This is a genomic window from Phreatobacter stygius, assembly GCF_005144885.1.
GTDB classification, from domain to species: domain Bacteria; phylum Pseudomonadota; class Alphaproteobacteria; order Rhizobiales; family Phreatobacteraceae; genus Phreatobacter; species Phreatobacter stygius.
Genome location: NZ_CP039690.1, coordinates 5,945,188 through 5,960,785, shown reverse-complemented (window position 1 = coordinate 5,960,785; position 15,598 = coordinate 5,945,188). Strand labels below are relative to the sequence as shown.

Here is a 15,598-nt window from a genome sequence, read left to right as displayed (position 1 = left end):
TAATCAGGGCATGACGATCGGGATCACCGGACCCGGGCGGCCGCTCTTGCGGCAGAATGCCGTGGCAGCACTCCTTCCTGCTGCCATCGTGCTCGGGATCTGTTTGATCCTCATGTGGATCACGGGCGACATCCTGGTCGATTGGATGTGGTTTTCGGCGATCGGCTATCTGGCTGTCTTCTGGACGGCTTTCGGCACGAAGCTTGCGGTCTTTCTGGCTGTCTTCGCGGCGACCTCCGTCATCCTGTGGGCGAATGGATGGATCGCGGTCCGCCAGGCCCGACGCGCGACGCAAGCCTCGTCCGAGCTCGCGCCGAACGCCGCCGTCGCCTCGCCGCCCGATCCATTCGAAGCCTTGCGCCATGGGCTGCCCTGGGGGCCCGTCGTCGCCGGCGGCGCCGGTTTTCTCGCGCTGCTCGTCGCCTGGGTTGAGACCGGCAACTGGGACGTCTTCCTGCGGTTCCTCTACCAGGTCCCCTATGGCGCGAACGATCCGCTCTACGGCAAGGATATCGGGTTCTATCTGTTCTCCCTGCCCGCCTATCTCGTCATCAAGAACTGGTTGCTGGTCACGCTGTTCCTGAGCGTGCTCGCCGCCGGCGCGATCCATTGGGTGCATGGCGGCATCGCCTATGACGGCCAGCGCTGGTCGATGTCGCCGGCGGCGGTCGCCCATGGCTCCGCGCTCCTCGGTGTCTTCTTTGCCGTGGAGGCATGGTCCTACGGGCTCGATCGTTACCTGCTGCTCTACGAAAACAACGGGGTGCTGGTCGGCGCCAGCTATACCGGCGTCCATGTGGACCTGCCGCTTTTGTGGGTGCTGATCGGCCTTTCGATCGCCGCGGCATGCGCCGCATGGACCAATGTCTGGCTGCGCAGCTACCGGCTGCCTGCCGCAACCGCGCTGTTCTTCGGCGTCGCCTTCGTGCTGACCGGGGTGGTCGCGGGCCTGTTCCAGCGCATGTTCGTCAAGCCGAACGAGCTGGATCTGGAGCGGCCCTATATCGAGCGCCACATCACCCTGACCCGGCAGGCCTACAATCTCGATCAGATCGTGACCAAGGCGTTTCCCGCCGAACAGGACCTGAGCTTCAACGCGTTGCAGGCCAACCGCGCCACCATCGACAATATCAGGCTATGGGACAGGCAGCCGCTGGCGGATACCTACGCCCAATTGCAGGAGATCCGCACCTATTACAAATTTCATGATCTTTACGTCGACCGCTACTGGCTCGACGGCGCCTACCAGAGCGTGATCGTCGCGGCCCGCGAGATGAAATCCTCCCTGCTGCCGCCGAACGCCCAGACCTGGGTCAACCGGCACATCCTGTTCACCCACGGCAATGGCGCGGTGATGAGCCCGGTGACCAGCAAGAGCGCCGAAGGCCTGCCGCTTCTCTATGTGCGCGACATTCCCCCGGTTGCCGACGGCGGTCCCCCCATTCGCGAGCCGCGCATCTATTATGGCAGGGAGACCAGCCCCTACGTCATCGTCAAGGCGAGCACACCGGAGTTCGACTATCCAAGGGGCAAGGACAATGTCTATGCCAGCTATGACGGCACCGGCGGCGTCCCGATCGGAGGGATCCTGCGGACAGCGATCTTCGCCCATTATTTCAATGACGTGAACCTGCTGCTCTCGGACTATGTCACCGCCGACAGCCGGATCATGTTCCGCCGCAACATTCAGGAGCGGATCCGCACGATCGCCCCATTCCTGACCCTTGATCGCGACCCCTATCTGGTCATCAGCGACGGGCGGCTGTCATGGATCCAGGACGCCTACACGACGAGCCGCTATTTCCCTTATGCGCAGCCGGCGCCCGACCACGATCTCAACTACATCAGGAACGCGGTGAAGGTTGTCGTCGACGCCTATCACGGCACCGTGGACTTTTACCTGATCGACCCCGCCGATCCGATCGCCGCCACCTACCAGCGCATCTTCCCGAGCCTGTTCAAGCCCTTCGCGGCCATGCCGGCCGATCTGGCGACGCATATTCGCTATCCCGAGGACCTCTTCCTGATCCAGGCGCAGCTCTACCAGAGCTTCCACATGGACGTGCCCGACGTCTTTTACAACCGCGAGGATCTCTGGCAATTTCCGCGCCAACCGGCCGCTCGTGGCCCCGCCCCGATGGTGCCCTATTACATCATCATGCGGCTGCCCGGCGAGGCGCAGGCCGAGTTCTTCCTCATGATCCCCATGGTGCCGAGCCGCCGGGACAACATGATCGCCTGGCTCGCCGCGCGCTGCGACGCGCCCGATTACGGCAAGCTGATCGTCTACGAATTTCCCAAGGACAAGCTGGTCTACGGACCGTTCCAGATCGAGGCGCGGATCAACCAGAACACGGAGATCTCCCAGCAACTGGCGCTGTGGAACCAGCTGGGCTCGCGGGTGATCCGGGGCAACCTGCTGGTCATTCCGATCGAGACCTCGATCCTCTACGTTTCGCCGCTCTATCTGCGTGCGGAACATGGGTATCTGCCCGAGCTCAAGCGCGTGATCGCCGCCTATGGCGAAAATGTCGTGATGAAGGAAACCCTCGCCGAGGCCTTGTCGGCGCTGTTCCCGGAACCGAGCACCGCGCCGGCCCCTCTGGCCATTCGGACGGGAACGCTGGCCCCGGTCAGCGTGGCGAAACAGGTGCAGGAGGCGCTCGACCACTATCACCGGGCCATGGAGCGGTTGAAGTCCGGCGACTGGGCGGGGTTTGGCGCCGAACTCGACGGCATGCGCGGCCTTCTGGAGAATTTGAGCCGGCAGTCGGCTGATCGCTAGGCGGCCCCGGGATGTGTCATGCGTGATGGAAGACCCGCCAAGAGCGGCGACTTTGGAGATCGATCATGGATGAAGACCGCTTCAACATGGCTGTCCGCAAGTTCCTCAAGGAGGTCGGCGTAACCTCGCAACGCGAGATCGAGCGCGTCGTCCGTGACGGCGCGTTCGACGGACGCGTCATGCGCCTTCGCATGACGCTCACATCGGAGGATGCGCCCTCGCTCCAGCACGTCGTCGAGACGACCCTCGATCTGCGCTGACCGTCCACCGGGCCGGTGGACGCCTGGCGAAGCCCTACGCGGCCGCCCCGCCATTCGGGCGCCCGCCGAGCTGTCTGATCTTTGCCTCGACCTTGGCGCGAAGCTCGTCCTGGAACCCATCGGGCGTGACGTCTTTGGCCAGGCTGAAGGCCGCCTCGATATAGAGCTCGCGCGCCTTTTTCGTCTGGCCCTTCGCCTCGGCCAGCTCGGCCTTTTCCCACACCATGCCGAAGGCCAGCTTGTCGCGCTCGGCCCGCATGACGACCACCGCCTTCTCGATGACGCTGGCGTCGTCGACGTGATCCCTCAGGCGCTGCAGGCGTTCGATGGCTCCCGAATAGGCTTCGAGCTTGTCGCCGGGCGACCTCAGGTCCTTGAACCTTTCGCGCGCCGCGAACCAATGGGTACGGATGGCCTCCTCCAGAATGCCGGTCCTCAGCGTCTCGAGCTCGACGGTGAGCGTGTCGGGGTCGGCGTCGATGCCGGGCAGCACGCCGTAGCGGCGCAGCGCGTTGCAGTGCTCGATCGACCTGGCGACCGATTCGAGCTGGAGCTCGGCGCGTTTCACGCCGGTCCGGTATTCGGCTTCGCGCAAGATACCGGCAACCGCTGCTTCGACGACTGGGCCATGCGCCGGATAGCAATCCGAGCAGATGCCATAGGCTTCGATCCGAAGGAACTGGTTGGTGCTCTTGCACAGCGAACAGGTCGGCATGATCCCTCCACACGGGAGGCAAATGATCACGACCGAGGCGGCGGTGTCGACCCCTTACGGCTCGCGTTGCCGGCGCGGGCCTTTCGGTTCCGGCGGCCTGTCTGCGGTGCAGGTCGAGGCCGACACCGGCTATTTGGAGGTACACCCGTCCGAACATCCCTCCAGCGTCGTCGGATGCATCGACCAGCACGGCCGCGAAAGCCAGTGATGAACCGGCGACAGCCCCGCCTGCCGAGGAGGGCGCTGGTCGACAGCCCTCCTCGGCCCCATCAGCAGAACCGCCAGCCGATCCGCCCGGCGCGGACGACGACTTCGTCGCCTTCGCGCATCGCCTCGGCAAGGCTGGGCGGACCGCCGGCAAGACCATCCCGCATTGCGGTGACACGGACCTCATTCGCCCTATTGCCGAGCCGCTGGAGTGGACCTCTGAAGTCCAACCATCGCCTTCCAGGGGACCACTCGAATGGTCCAGCACAGGTCATGTCCCGCTTGGTGGTGTAGCTGACGCGGTGGTCATCGGCGGTTGCCGGTTAGGTTTGGGTTGCGACGACCAACCCCGAACCGAGAGATCCACCGATGACCAACGAGATGATGAACCTGCGCGGGCTGCTGGAGAAGAGCCCCGACGCCGATCTGCTGCGCGAGATGATCGGCTTTGCCGCCCAGCGCCTGATGGAGCTCGAGGTTGGCGGCCTGACCGGCGCAGGCTTGGGCGAGAAGAGCCCGGAGCGTCTGGCGCAGCGCAACGGCTATCGCGAGCGGGATTGGGAGACGCGCGCTGGCACGGTCGAGCTGCGCATCCCGAAGCTGCGCAAGGGCTCCTACTTTCCGGGCTTTCTCGAACCGCGCCGGATGGCGGAGAAGGCGCTGACCGCCGTGATCCAGGAGGCCTACATCCAGGGCATCTCGACGCGCTCGGTCGACGATCTGGTCAAGGCGATGGGCATGAGCGGCATCTCGAAGAGCCAGGTCAGCCGGCTCTGCGAGGAAATCGACGAACGGGTGCAGGCCTTCCTCGATCGGCCGATCGAGGGCGACTGGCCCTACCTCTGGATCGACGCCACCTATGTGAAGGTCCGCCAGGCCGGCCGGATCGTCTCGGTCGCGGTGATCGTCGCAGTCGGCGTCAATGGCGACGGCCGGCGCGAAGTGCTGGGCATGGATATCGGCCCGTCCGAGGCGGAGACGTTCTGGACGGCGTTCCTGCGCAAGCTGGCCAGACGCGGCCTGCGCGGCGTGAAGCTCGTCGTCTCCGACGGCCACGAGGGTATCAAGGCCGCGGTCTCGAAGGTGCTGACGGCGAGCTGGCAGCGTTGTCGCGTGCACTTCATGCGCAACGCGCTCGCCCATGCCGGCCGCAGCGGGCGGCGCGTCGTCTCGGCCTTCGTCGCCACCGCCTTCGCCCAGAACGATGCCGCCGCCGCCAGCCAGCAGTGGCGCCGGGTCGCCGACCAGCTCAGGCCGACGGTTCCCAAACTCGCAGCCCTGATGGACACCGCCGAGACCGATGTGCTCGCCTACATGACCTTCCCGGCCCAGCATCGCGCCAAGCTTCACAGCACGAACCCGCTGGAGCGCCTCAACGGCGAGATCAAGCGCAGGACCGAGGTCGTCGGCATCTTCCCGAACGAAGCCGCCATCACACGGCTCGTCGGCGCGATCCTGCTCGAACAGAACGATGAATGGGCCGTCCAGCGCGCCCGCTACATGACGCTGGAAACCATGAACGGCCTGAGCGATGATCCAATCGTCAGCCTGCCAGCCGTGGCAGCCTGACCGTCCCGGCCTATGCTGGTGATCGTGGTGGCCCAATGCCAGCTACACCACGTCAAGGGACACGACCTCCAGCACAACCCCTTGCGGACCGCATTAGGATGCAAAACGAGGGTGATCACGTCACCCTTTCAGGATGCGTGGGACCAATGTGGGATCAATGCAACCCCACATGTCCGCGGTCATCGGTCAATTCGAAATCCGGCCTCCCTGCCCCCTTGGAATGACCATCGGCTCGCGGCAGGATGACGCGCATGACGCAGACACCAAAACAAGTGCTGAGTGGAAGCTGCCTGTGCGGATCATTGGCCTACGAGGTCGACGGGAGCGCAGGCCCGATTGTCCATTGCCATTGCGTGACATGCCGCAAGGCTCACGGCTCGGCCTTTTCCAGCGTTAGCAACGTGCCTCGTGCCTCGTTCCGATGGACCCGCGGTCAGCATGATGTGTTGAGGGGTTACGAGTCGTCACCCGGCAAAACACGTCACTTCTGCGCAAAATGCGGGTCACACATCATGGCAGAACGTGTGGGGGCAGCAACGGTGTTGCTTCGCCTCGGGTGTCTCGACACACCGATCGCCGAAACGCCGGTGGCTCACATCTGGAGGTCAGACGCGGCAAGTTGGTATGACCCGAAGGTATCGGTTCCAGAGCACCAAGACGGGTTTCCTCGATAGCCGCCATTGCGGTGATACGTAGCCAATTCCCTTTCCCGCGTGAACGGGTGCCAGCCTGGCCTGCCAGCATTGCCGTCCCAAGTGAGTGGGCCAGGCTGGGGCCACGTTAGTTGGCCGAAGCGGCGCGCCGATCCTGCTCGGCTCCGACATGATCTCCCAAGGCAGCCCGCACCCGCGCTCGCAGGTCCAAGGCGGGCCTGAAGTCAGGCTTCAGTTCGATGACTTCGTCGAGGTCGAACGAGGCCGACGAGAGCCTGCCGGCTCCGTGCATGGCCTCTGCGCGAGAGAGCAGCGCATAGACGAGATTGGTTTTGGACTGCTCGTCCCGGCCGGACTGCTCGCGAACGAATTCCGTCGCGGCCGTGAAGTCGTCGATCGCTCCGGCAAGATTTCCTCGGGCAATTCTGATGTCGCCGCGCAGCATGAACTGCGCCCAGCCGCCGCGCCGCGCAATGGCCTGATCGACGTCGGTTTCAGCTCTCTCGAACTGCCTCAGCGCCCAATATCCGTGGGCGCGATAAAAATAGTAGGCGCCCAGGTCCGGCTCGCCTGGTCTGCCCGATCGGATGAGCCGGTCGCAGCCGCGCACCCGGTCCCTCGGCGCCAATGTTTCACCGACACACAGTTCGACAGCTTGCCCGCGACTGTTCTGGGCGAGACCAGGGCTCGCGCAGGCGATCATGGATGAGGCAGCAAGCAGGGCCGGGAGAGTGCTCAATCTCATTGTCGATCCAATTCCTCAGCCCTCCGACCAAGGCCAATGGTCGCTCCTCATCGAATGCGAACCATGCCCGGTCTTCGGAGACCTTGTCCCACGGGAGACGCTGGTGGATGGCACCAGGCACCTGATCTCAACGCCCAACCGCGGCCGGCAAGCTGGCGACGTCACATTGCGGACATTTGTCACGACGGGATCTGCCCGCAGGTCCGTCAAGAAACACAAGGGGGGCGTCGGCATGTGCCAGCGCGCCATGGTCACCGCACGGCCGCGCGGTGGAGTGCAGACGATCGGGCCTTGCGGCGGCACGCAGCCATTTCCCTGATCCCCGCGGGATCAACCCCTGTCGGCCGTTTGTGTTGCAATGAACCTGCCGTGCGGCGGAGTTGGCGGCGGAGAGCGGCGTCCGCGGATCCTTGTATTTGCGTGCACGCTTATTATTGACGGGATTCGATTATCCGTGTACGAATAATACGTGGACATCATCTATGATGAAGCGAAGCGGCGCCAGAACATCGAGAAGCACGATCTCGATTTCGCCGAGCTCGACATGAGCTTCTTCGCTTCGTCCATCGTGGTGCCGGCCAACTCCGGTCGGTCAATGGCGATCGGTGAATTCCAGGGTCAGATGATCATCGTCGTCGTGTTCAAGCCGCTCGGCTCCGAAGCACTCTCGGTGATTTCGATGCGCCCCGCGAGCCGCAAGGAAAGGAGCATCCTATGACCCGCATCAAGAACCCGACCGATGCCGAAGAGGCCGCGATCCAGCGGCAGATAGCCAGCGATCCCGACGCTCCCGAAGCAACCGACCAGCAGTTGCGCAAGGCCAAGCCGTTTGCGGCGGCCTTCCCAGACCTGATGAATAGCATCAAGCGTGCGCGCGGCCGGCCGAAGTTGGCCGCTCCGAAAGAGGCGGTTACGCTACGCCTGGATCCAGCGGTCGTTTCCGCGTTCAGAGCGACCGGCGGCGAATGGCGGGCCAATATGGGCAAGGTTCTGGAACAAGCAGCCGCCAAAACGCTTTCGAGTGGCAAGGGCCGCGGTTCTGCGAAAGACGTGAAGTCGATTGCGGCGTCTGCCATGACCGCAAAGGGCCGTGGAGATCATCAACCGACGACATCGAGCGAACCAAAGAGGCGGCCGAAGGGCTAAAGCGCCATTACTGTGACACGTCCCTATTTCCCTTTTTCCGCGAAGACTGGAGTGGCCCCCTGAAGTAGATAAATAAAATAGGGAACTAGACAAAGATAGCGCATTAGCTACGTGCCATCGCAATTCCGCACGCCAGCCTGGCCTCAACCGCACGGACGCTCACCGTGCCGCGCGGACCCTCTCTGAGTTGCCGATGGCCTCGCCAAGTCGCCGCATCGTTACGCGGAGGGCTTCCTCACTCGATCGGGATAGCGAAACAGCCCCTCCAGCACAAAAGGCGCCAGCATCGGTATCGCCTCGGCCATCGCCGTCGACCGTCTGCCCGAAGATGCGGCCGCTGGTGCCATCTACGACGATGGACGCGGTGATCCTGACTTCGGTTATGATATTGGCGGACCAGAAGCCGGGCGCAACACGCAGAGTGCCACGGACGTCTTCCCCCCGGATCGTCACCATTCCTCGCGCTCCGCGACGCCTAAGTTCCTCGCCCGAGACGGGGCGATCGACTGTCTCAATCGACTCGAAAAGATTTGCGAGCGTTCCGCGAACCGACCCAGGGAAACTACCTCGAAACGACAACGGGAAATTGTGCGCCGAGCAATTGATGTCAGACGGGCGCACAAGACTATCGAGCCGCTCACCTTCGCTAAACACGAGCCATTTTCCCGGGATCTTTGTCCCGAACGACACCACCACATTGGATGCCGGGGTTACCGGCGCTTGAGCCTGATAGGCACACGCAGAAACACCGATCGCCGTCGCGGCGATTACCCCAAGCCGACGCATCCAGGTCGTGTCCCGACTGGTGGTGTAACTGACGGGTGGTCATCGGCGGTTGCCGGTTAGGTTTGGGTTGCGACGACCAACCCCGAACCGAGAGATCCACCGATGACCGACGAGATGATGAACCTGCGCGGGCTGCTGGAGAAGAGCCCCGACGCCGATTTGCTGCGCGAGATGATCGGCTTTGCCGCCGGGCGGCTGATGGAGCTTGAGGTCAGCGGCCTTGCCGGCGCCGGCTTCGGCGAGAAGAGCCCGGACCGCCTGGCCCAGCGCAATGGCTATCGCGAGCGGGATTGGGAGACCCGCGCCGGCACGGTCGAGCTGCGCATCCCGAGGCTACGCAAAGGCTCCTACTTTCCGGGCTTTCTGGAGCCGCGCCGGCTGGCCGAGAAGGCGCTGACCGCGGTGATCCAGGAGGCTTACATCCAGGGCATCTCGACCCGCTCGGTCGATGACCTGGTCAAGGCGATGGGCATGAGCGGCATCTCGAAGAGCCAAGTCAGCCGGCTCTGCGAGGAAATCGACCAGCGCGTCCATGCGTTCCTCGACCGGCCGATCGAGGGCGACTGGCCCTATCTGTGGATCGACGCGACCTATGTGAAGGTCCGCCAGGCCGGCCGGATTGTCTCGGTGGCGGTGATCGTGGCGGTCGGTGTAAGCGGCGACGGTCGGCGCGAGGTGCTGGGCATGGATATCGGCCCCTCCGAGGCAGAGACGTTCTGGACGGCGTTCTTGCGCAAACTGGCCAGACGCGGCCTGCGCGGCGTAAAACTCGTCGTCTCCGACAGCCACGAAGGCATCAAGGCGGCGGTCTCCAAGGTGCTCACCGCGACCTGGCAGCGCTGCCGCGTGCACTTCATGAGGAATGCGCTCGCCCATGCCGGCCGCAGCGGGCGGCGCGTTGTCTCAGCCTTCATCGCCACCGCCTTCGCCCAGAACGATGCCGCCGCCGCCAGCCAGCAATGGCGCCGGGTCGCCGACCAGCTCAGGCCAACGGTGCCGAAACTGGCGGCTCTGATGGATACCGCCGAGACCGACGTGCTGGCCTATATGACCTTCCCGACGCAACATCGGGCGAAGCTCCACAGCACCAATCCGCTGGAGCGCGTCAACGGCGAGATCAAGCGCAGGACCGAGGTGGTCGGCATCTTCCCCAACGAGGCCGCCATCGCCCGGCTCGTCGGCGCGATCCTGCTCGAACAGAACGATGAATGGGCCGTCCAGCGGGCCCGCTACATGACCCTGGAAACCATGGCCGGCCTGAGCGATGATCCTAGTGTCGGCCTGCCAGCCGTGGCAGCCTGACCAGCCCGGCCTATGCCGGCGATCGTGGGGCCTTGCGCCAGCTACACCACGCTACGGGACATGACCCGCATCCAAGGCCCCCATGCTTGCACTGCCTGCGTGCCCCAATCGGCAAGCTAACATGACGTTAGGAAACGTCCAGCGGATAGCTCACAGGACGGCAGCCTCTTGGAAGGCGCCCGCTGGTGGACTGCACCCCAATTGCAGGACAAAGAAATGAGGGTGGCATGGGCGATCGGCGGCACTTGGCAACAGATCGCAGGTTCCTGACAAGAGCTGAGATGCCTATCGGCGCGCCCGCGACTTGATCCACATCCTCCGTCTCAACAGCGCAGCCGGCGGGAATGGATGCCGGCGCGTATCGAGCATATCGCCCGGTTCGGAGCGGGACATCCCCTCACCCGGCAGCTGACGCTGCCACCCTCTCCCTCTGGGAGAGAGTCAATTCGCCGGCGCTTCAAAGGGAGTTCAAATGATCTCTCGGCAAACCGGCGAAAATGGCTGGGGGACCTGGATACCCACTTCCGCTCACCGAAGCCATCCACGGGCCTGACGGTCCAGGTTTTGACGTCAACTATAGAGCCCTGACTGCCCCTGCCCTACAGATGTGGGAGCAATGTGGGACCCAGTCAACCCCACCTCGACCAAGGGCAACTGGCAGGCCACCACACCCTTCCGGCCTCACTCCTGCTCCGTCAGCACCCAGATGCGCTTCATGGGGAGGTCCGCCTGCACCTCCTCCGGGAGCTTCTCATAGACCTGCTGGATGGCCGTGACGACGTCTCCCGCGTCCCAAATCCTGATCTCGAAGAACAGCCGCTGGGCCTCCCTCTGGAGCGCCTTAGTGACCCCGCCCCAGGCCACGAGGAGCCCCTGTTCGGCATTGAACTGCCTCATGACGCCCTGAAGCTCCCGCAAGACGGGCACGTCCACCGCCTTGTCCTGCGATTTCACCTGAACGACCAGTCGAGGTCCCTCCATACCGAGAGCCCCGCGCCCCGCCACGATATCAACACCGCCGTCCGCCCCCGGAGGCGAAACCACCGCATGATAGCCCTGAGCCTTCAGCACCTCACCGATGAGGCTGGACAGACCGTGTCCCCTGAAGGCTGTTCCAATCTTCATGCGGATGGCGTCATCGGCGATTTCGGCAAGGTCGAGGACGGCGGTCTCCTCCGGCGCGGCCTCCTCTGTGATGCCGGAAGGCACAGGCACCGGCCGGCCGACCGCCATTGAGGACCCGCTGAGCATCGGGTCTGGCTTGCCGGAGAGGACCGCAAGCACCCGTTCCTCGGCTCGGTTCCGACTGACGCGGCATACAGTCATGAACGAGCCGAAGGAGTAGAGCAGGTCTTGTGCGAATTCGTTGCGCTGTACCTCCTTGAGCCATTCTACAGGGCGTGTGTGGCGGGCATCTCCCAGGTCCTGGCGGTAGACGTACGGCCCTTTCACACGGCCGATGGCGATGGCCGAGCGCGTCTTCAGAGGCATCACAACGAGGTCACCAACCTGCATCACGTGGGCAAAGGGCCAGAGCTGGCTTTCCCAGTTAGTCAGGGTCTTAGAGGAGGCGGTCGGGAAGGAGCGGTTCAGCACCGCCCGTAAGTCCTCTCGCACCTTCAGGGTCGAGAGGTCAGGCATTTCCTCCCACCCGATGACAGCCACCCCGTTGTCGAGGGCCAGCGTTTCACGCTCTCCGTAGCGCCCGGACCTCACAACCCAAACCGTCATCAGATTTCACTCCCGCCCAACACCGTTTGCCCCATGGCCGAGGGGACCGGCTACTGCGACAACACGAACCAGCCCTGAGGAGACCGCCGGGCGACCCCCGCGGCTGCGAGAAGCTGGAGGCCGCGTTCGACCCGGCGTGTGGCCCTGCCGCCTTCCTTGAAGCGGATGGCGATGTCCTTGGCCTCTGCCGGTCTGCCGATGCCTCGCAGCGTCCGTCGCAGCTCTGCCAGCAGGTCCGGGTCCTTGGTCGGCAGGCCGGGACGGCCGGCGGTCGGTGCATCGAGGTCAGCTTCGAGTTGAGCCTCCTTGCGGGCGGACCGGCCTTCCCCGAACCGGGCCGCTTGGTAGTCTGGCCGGAGCCACCGGACGAGGCCGTTGCGCTCCTCCTCCGCCCGCTCCGCGTTCAAGGCGACGAGACGGGCGAGGATGGCCTCATCGGTGAGGTCGGCAGGCCAGCCATAGGCATCGGCCACCGCCCGGTCGATGCGCTGATGCACTTCATGGACCACGCCCACTGATCCGGCCTCATGGATGGCACGGTCGCTCTCGTCCAGCGGCTCCCCCTTCAGGAGCTTGTCACGAACGTTGTAGAGCTTGGTCATGGTGAGAAAGTCGTGGTCAGCCAGCACCCGCTTGCGGAGGGAGTCCAACTCCTCGGCAAGGGTCCGGATGGCCAACTTCTGGGGCTCCGTGGCGTCTGGAAAGGGAAAAGGGTCGAAGCAGCGGGACTTCGAGTAGCGAGGATCATTTCCGACACCAAGCCAGCCACCGGCCCTCAGCGCCCAGACGATGTGCAGCCGGGATGACAAAACGCCCATGTGAAACGCGTCTGCTGTTGCGACGCAGATCAGCATGTTGTCGGGCAGCACTGAGCCGGGTAGCAACTCGAAGAAGCGATGCTTGGATGTTTCGACCGTAGCGATAAAGCGTGGCAGCCCGACGAGGGCGGGGCGGAGCTCTTGGCGGGGCTTCCCGAAGAGCCACCAGTTTTCCCTGTAGGAGATGGCGTCGGCCGTTGGAGACTTGGCCGCTTGGGCCTCGCGAGCTGGCCGCACTGTCTCGCTGAGCCTTTGCCAGAGCGCCGGGAACCGTTGCCGCACTACATCCTCAGGGAGCCCAAACAGGTCGATGACCATGACGCGCCGTGGTCGCGAGGCAAGGTCACGGCCGTTGCGATACTCTCGGATATGGTCCTCAAGACCAGCGTCCCGCCCGAGGCCGAAGGCGCGAGCTTGCTGCGGCGTGATGATAAAGCCATCGCCGTGGAGCTTGACGCCTGGACTGGCCATCCCTTCGTTGGAGCGCAGAGCGTTCGTGGCCGTGATGTCCGCTCCCAGGTTCAAGTCTGGACTGATCCGCCCCAACATCGAGCGTAGTTCGACTCGCGGCTGGTCGGTGTCCAACTGATCCTCCCCGATGACCTCCGCCAGTTGCCCTTCTCGTTCGCCCCGCTCAGCCACTGTCATCGCGATGCGGACAGCCGCCCGCCGGCCAGTGCTCCGTCCGCTCTTGACCCACGGGTGGTCCGGGACAGCGAACAGCAACGAGATGGGGTTCTTGGGGGCCTTGAGATGCCTCTCCAGCACCCGCCGGGAGAATTTCTGGGTGATGGAGTTGGTCGTGATGAAGCCGAAGCGGCGGAGGCGAGTGCCCTTGGCCCGAAGCATGGTGGCCGCCATGTCCCACCAGTACATGACGAAGTCGATGCTGTCGGTCTTCTTGCCCCGCGACTTCCACAGGGCCGCGACATAGCCATCCCCGAGTTCGGCCCGGATGTCCTTGCCGCCGATGAAGGGCGGATTGCCCACGATGAAGTCCACCATTGGCCACTTCGCGGGCCGTGGGCTCACGTAACGGTAAACCGGCAGCCGCACATCAGGGTCAGGGATGGCCTCACCCGTGATCGGATGGAGCTTGGTGGCATCCGGGTCGGCACGGGTGATGAAACGGCCGCTGTCATCCTTCAGCAGTTCCTCCCGGTCAAAGGCCAGAACAGCGTCCCCGACCTTGATAGTGCCGAAGTCCTTCAGGATGGGCTCCTGGATCACCGCCCGCTCGCGGGTGCGGAACCACCACTGAATGAAGCCAATCCAAAGGACCAGTTCGGCAATGGGGACGGCTCGGGGGTTCTTCTCGATGCCGAGGAACTGGTGGGGGTCGATGGTTCGAAGGGGCTCGCTGGGCTCACCGAGCTCCTTCAGAAAGTCCAGCACCTCACCTTCGAGGCGCTTCATCAGCTCCAGCGCCACGTACAGGAAGTTCCCCGTACCGCAGGCCGGGTCGAGCACGAGGGTGTCGCAGAGGCAGTCGTGGAATTGCTTGACGGCCTCGCGGGCCGCCGGAGCGTTCCCTTCGAGGAACTTGCCGATGGCATCGCTCTGGACGATGTCCCAGTCTTCTCGAAGGGGTTCAACGATGGTCGGGACCACGAGCCGCTCGACATAGGCGCGGGGCGTGTAGTGGGCCCCGAGGCTCGACCGTTCCCGCTCCGACAGGGCCTGCTCCAGCAGGGTGCCGAAGATTGCGGGTTCCACGTTCCGCCAGTCGCGGCGGGCTGCCTGCTCCAGAAGGCCGAGCTCGTCCTCGGTGATGGGAACAGTGATGGCTTCCCGGAACAAACCGCCGTTGAAGCGGCGGATGTCCGCCTGAATGGCCGCCATGTGGCCGCCCTTATCCATCTTGTCGAAGAAGTCGTTGGCCGCGTGGTGGAACCGGTCCGCCCTACCCTTGTAGAGCTCGATGAGCTGAAGGAAGCCCCCGGCGGGAAGCAGGCCGATATCCTCCGCAAACATCGCGAAGATGCACCGCATGAGGAACTTGGAGATGCGGTAGGCGTTCTCGGCCTTCTGCGTCGGGTCCTCCAACTTGGCCCTTGCCTCCAGCGACTGGGTCATCTTTGCCAGCAGCGCCGCGATGCCCTGCGTCACTTCGGCTGCCCGAGTCGCTGGGTCGAGTGTCAGGGGAGCCGTCCAGATATCCCGGAGTCGGTCTCGAACCTCCTGCCGCTGGAGGTCGTCCATGGTGATGCGGAACTCGTTCCGGTTCGGGAACTGGGCGTAGTTTTTCCCCTGCCGGGCGAAGTCGGCATAAACCTCGATGGTGTGTCCTACATCGACGACAATGATGAAGGGAGGCCACTCGTCCAGAGCGCGGGCATAGTCTTCCGCCTGCCGCTTGGCAGAGCGCATCAGCACGTCCCATGACGACGCCACAGCCTTCGCTCGTGGGCGCTCCTTCACCGCCACGCCACCACCATCGCCCTCCAGCATGAAGGAGAGCTGGTCGTAGGTGTCACCGCCCTTCTGCCGCTTGGTGGATTGCTTGGCCTCCAGCACGAAGGAACCCTTGCGGTAGAGGTCGATGCGGCCCGGTGACGTTGAGCCGTCCTCGTAGCGGAACCTCACTGGTCGCTCGAAGCAGTAGTCGTCGGCAGGCAGGCCCTTCTCGCGATGGTCGTGCGGCTGATCCACGCCAATGAGCTGACACAACTCGTTCAGGAAGGTTTGGGCGTCCCCCCGCTCGGTGCCGGATGCGCCTTTCCACCGGCCAATGAACCGGGAGGGTGCGAAGGGGTCCGTACGTTGGTCTGGAGGAGGACTCATGCTTGCGGCAGGCTATGCGGAGGCGGAGGAAGGAACAAGGCAGTCTTGAAGCAGTCATCGCCAAGGATTGCGTCAGCTCTCACCTCGGGGGCGGGCT

11 protein-coding genes and 1 pseudogene are annotated in these 15,598 nt (G+C 64.1%); 8 read left to right on the top strand and 4 right to left on the bottom strand.

Features of this window, described 5'->3' with window-relative positions:
• Positions 1–10 precede the first annotated feature (10 nt).
• Positions 11–2,785: a UPF0182 family membrane protein gene (locus E8M01_RS28085; protein WP_136963170.1), complete on the top strand. Its 2,775-nt coding sequence runs from the start codon at positions 11–13 to the stop codon at positions 2,783–2,785.
• Positions 2,786–2,850: 65 nt separating this feature from the next.
• Complete coding sequence (locus tag E8M01_RS28080; protein ID WP_136963169.1) at positions 2,851–3,045, top strand: DUF6494 family protein; 195 nt, start codon at positions 2,851–2,853, stop codon at positions 3,043–3,045.
• Between the two features lie 34 nt (positions 3,046–3,079).
• Here the strand turns inward: E8M01_RS28080 and E8M01_RS28075 are convergent, their stop codons facing one another.
• Positions 3,080–3,760, bottom strand: coding sequence for a hypothetical protein (locus E8M01_RS28075; RefSeq protein ID WP_136963168.1), 681 nt, complete (start codon positions 3,758–3,760; stop codon positions 3,080–3,082).
• 22 nt (positions 3,761–3,782) lie between these two features.
• Here E8M01_RS28075 and E8M01_RS28070 point away from each other — a divergent pair, with 22 nt between their 5' ends.
• From E8M01_RS28070 to E8M01_RS28060, 3 genes are all read left to right on the top strand, one after another.
• Complete coding sequence (locus E8M01_RS28070) at positions 3,783–3,968, top strand: hypothetical protein (RefSeq protein ID WP_136963167.1); 186 nt, start codon at positions 3,783–3,785, stop codon at positions 3,966–3,968.
• A 368-nt stretch (positions 3,969–4,336) separates the two neighbouring features.
• Positions 4,337–5,536 carry an IS256 family transposase gene (locus E8M01_RS28065; RefSeq protein WP_136963166.1) on the top strand — a complete coding sequence of 400 codons (1,200 nt, stop codon included), beginning with the start codon at positions 4,337–4,339 and terminating at the stop codon, positions 5,534–5,536.
• Positions 5,537–5,778: 242 nt separating this feature from the next.
• The gene (locus E8M01_RS28060) at positions 5,779–6,210 is read left to right on the top strand and encodes a GFA family protein (protein ID WP_342778634.1); all 432 of its coding nucleotides are present in this window, start codon (positions 5,779–5,781) and stop codon (positions 6,208–6,210) included.
• 106 nt (positions 6,211–6,316) lie between these two features.
• Here E8M01_RS28060 and E8M01_RS28055 read toward each other — a convergent pair whose 3' ends face one another.
• On the bottom strand, positions 6,317–6,928 hold the full coding sequence (locus tag E8M01_RS28055; protein WP_136963164.1) for a tetratricopeptide repeat protein: 612 nt from the start codon (positions 6,926–6,928) through the stop codon (positions 6,317–6,319).
• Positions 6,929–7,403: 475 nt separating this feature from the next.
• Between E8M01_RS28055 and E8M01_RS28050 the strand changes: the two genes are divergently transcribed.
• The 3 genes and pseudogenes from E8M01_RS28050 (at position 7,404) to E8M01_RS28035 (ending at position 10,168) form a co-directional block, all read left to right on the top strand.
• The gene (locus tag E8M01_RS28050; protein ID WP_136963163.1) at positions 7,404–7,652 is read left to right on the top strand and encodes a BrnT family toxin; all 249 of its coding nucleotides are present in this window, start codon (positions 7,404–7,406) and stop codon (positions 7,650–7,652) included.
• Positions 7,649–7,936: pseudogene (locus E8M01_RS35645) on the top strand (BrnA antitoxin family protein); the annotation flags it as partial. The gene E8M01_RS28050 and the pseudogene E8M01_RS35645, both read left to right, overlap by 4 nt.
• Positions 7,937–8,968: 1,032 nt before the next feature.
• Positions 8,969–10,168 carry an IS256 family transposase gene (locus E8M01_RS28035; RefSeq protein ID WP_136958310.1) on the top strand — a complete coding sequence of 400 codons (1,200 nt, stop codon included), beginning with the start codon at positions 8,969–8,971 and terminating at the stop codon, positions 10,166–10,168.
• 681 nt (positions 10,169–10,849) lie between these two features.
• Here E8M01_RS28035 and E8M01_RS28030 read toward each other — a convergent pair.
• Complete coding sequence (locus E8M01_RS28030; protein WP_136963160.1) at positions 10,850–11,899, bottom strand: restriction endonuclease; 1,050 nt, start codon at positions 11,897–11,899, stop codon at positions 10,850–10,852.
• Positions 11,900–11,949: 50 nt separating this feature from the next.
• Positions 11,950–15,501 carry a class I SAM-dependent DNA methyltransferase gene (locus E8M01_RS28025; RefSeq protein WP_136963159.1) on the bottom strand — a complete coding sequence of 1,184 codons (3,552 nt, stop codon included), beginning with the start codon at positions 15,499–15,501 and terminating at the stop codon, positions 11,950–11,952.
• Positions 15,502–15,598: the final 97 nt, after the last annotated feature.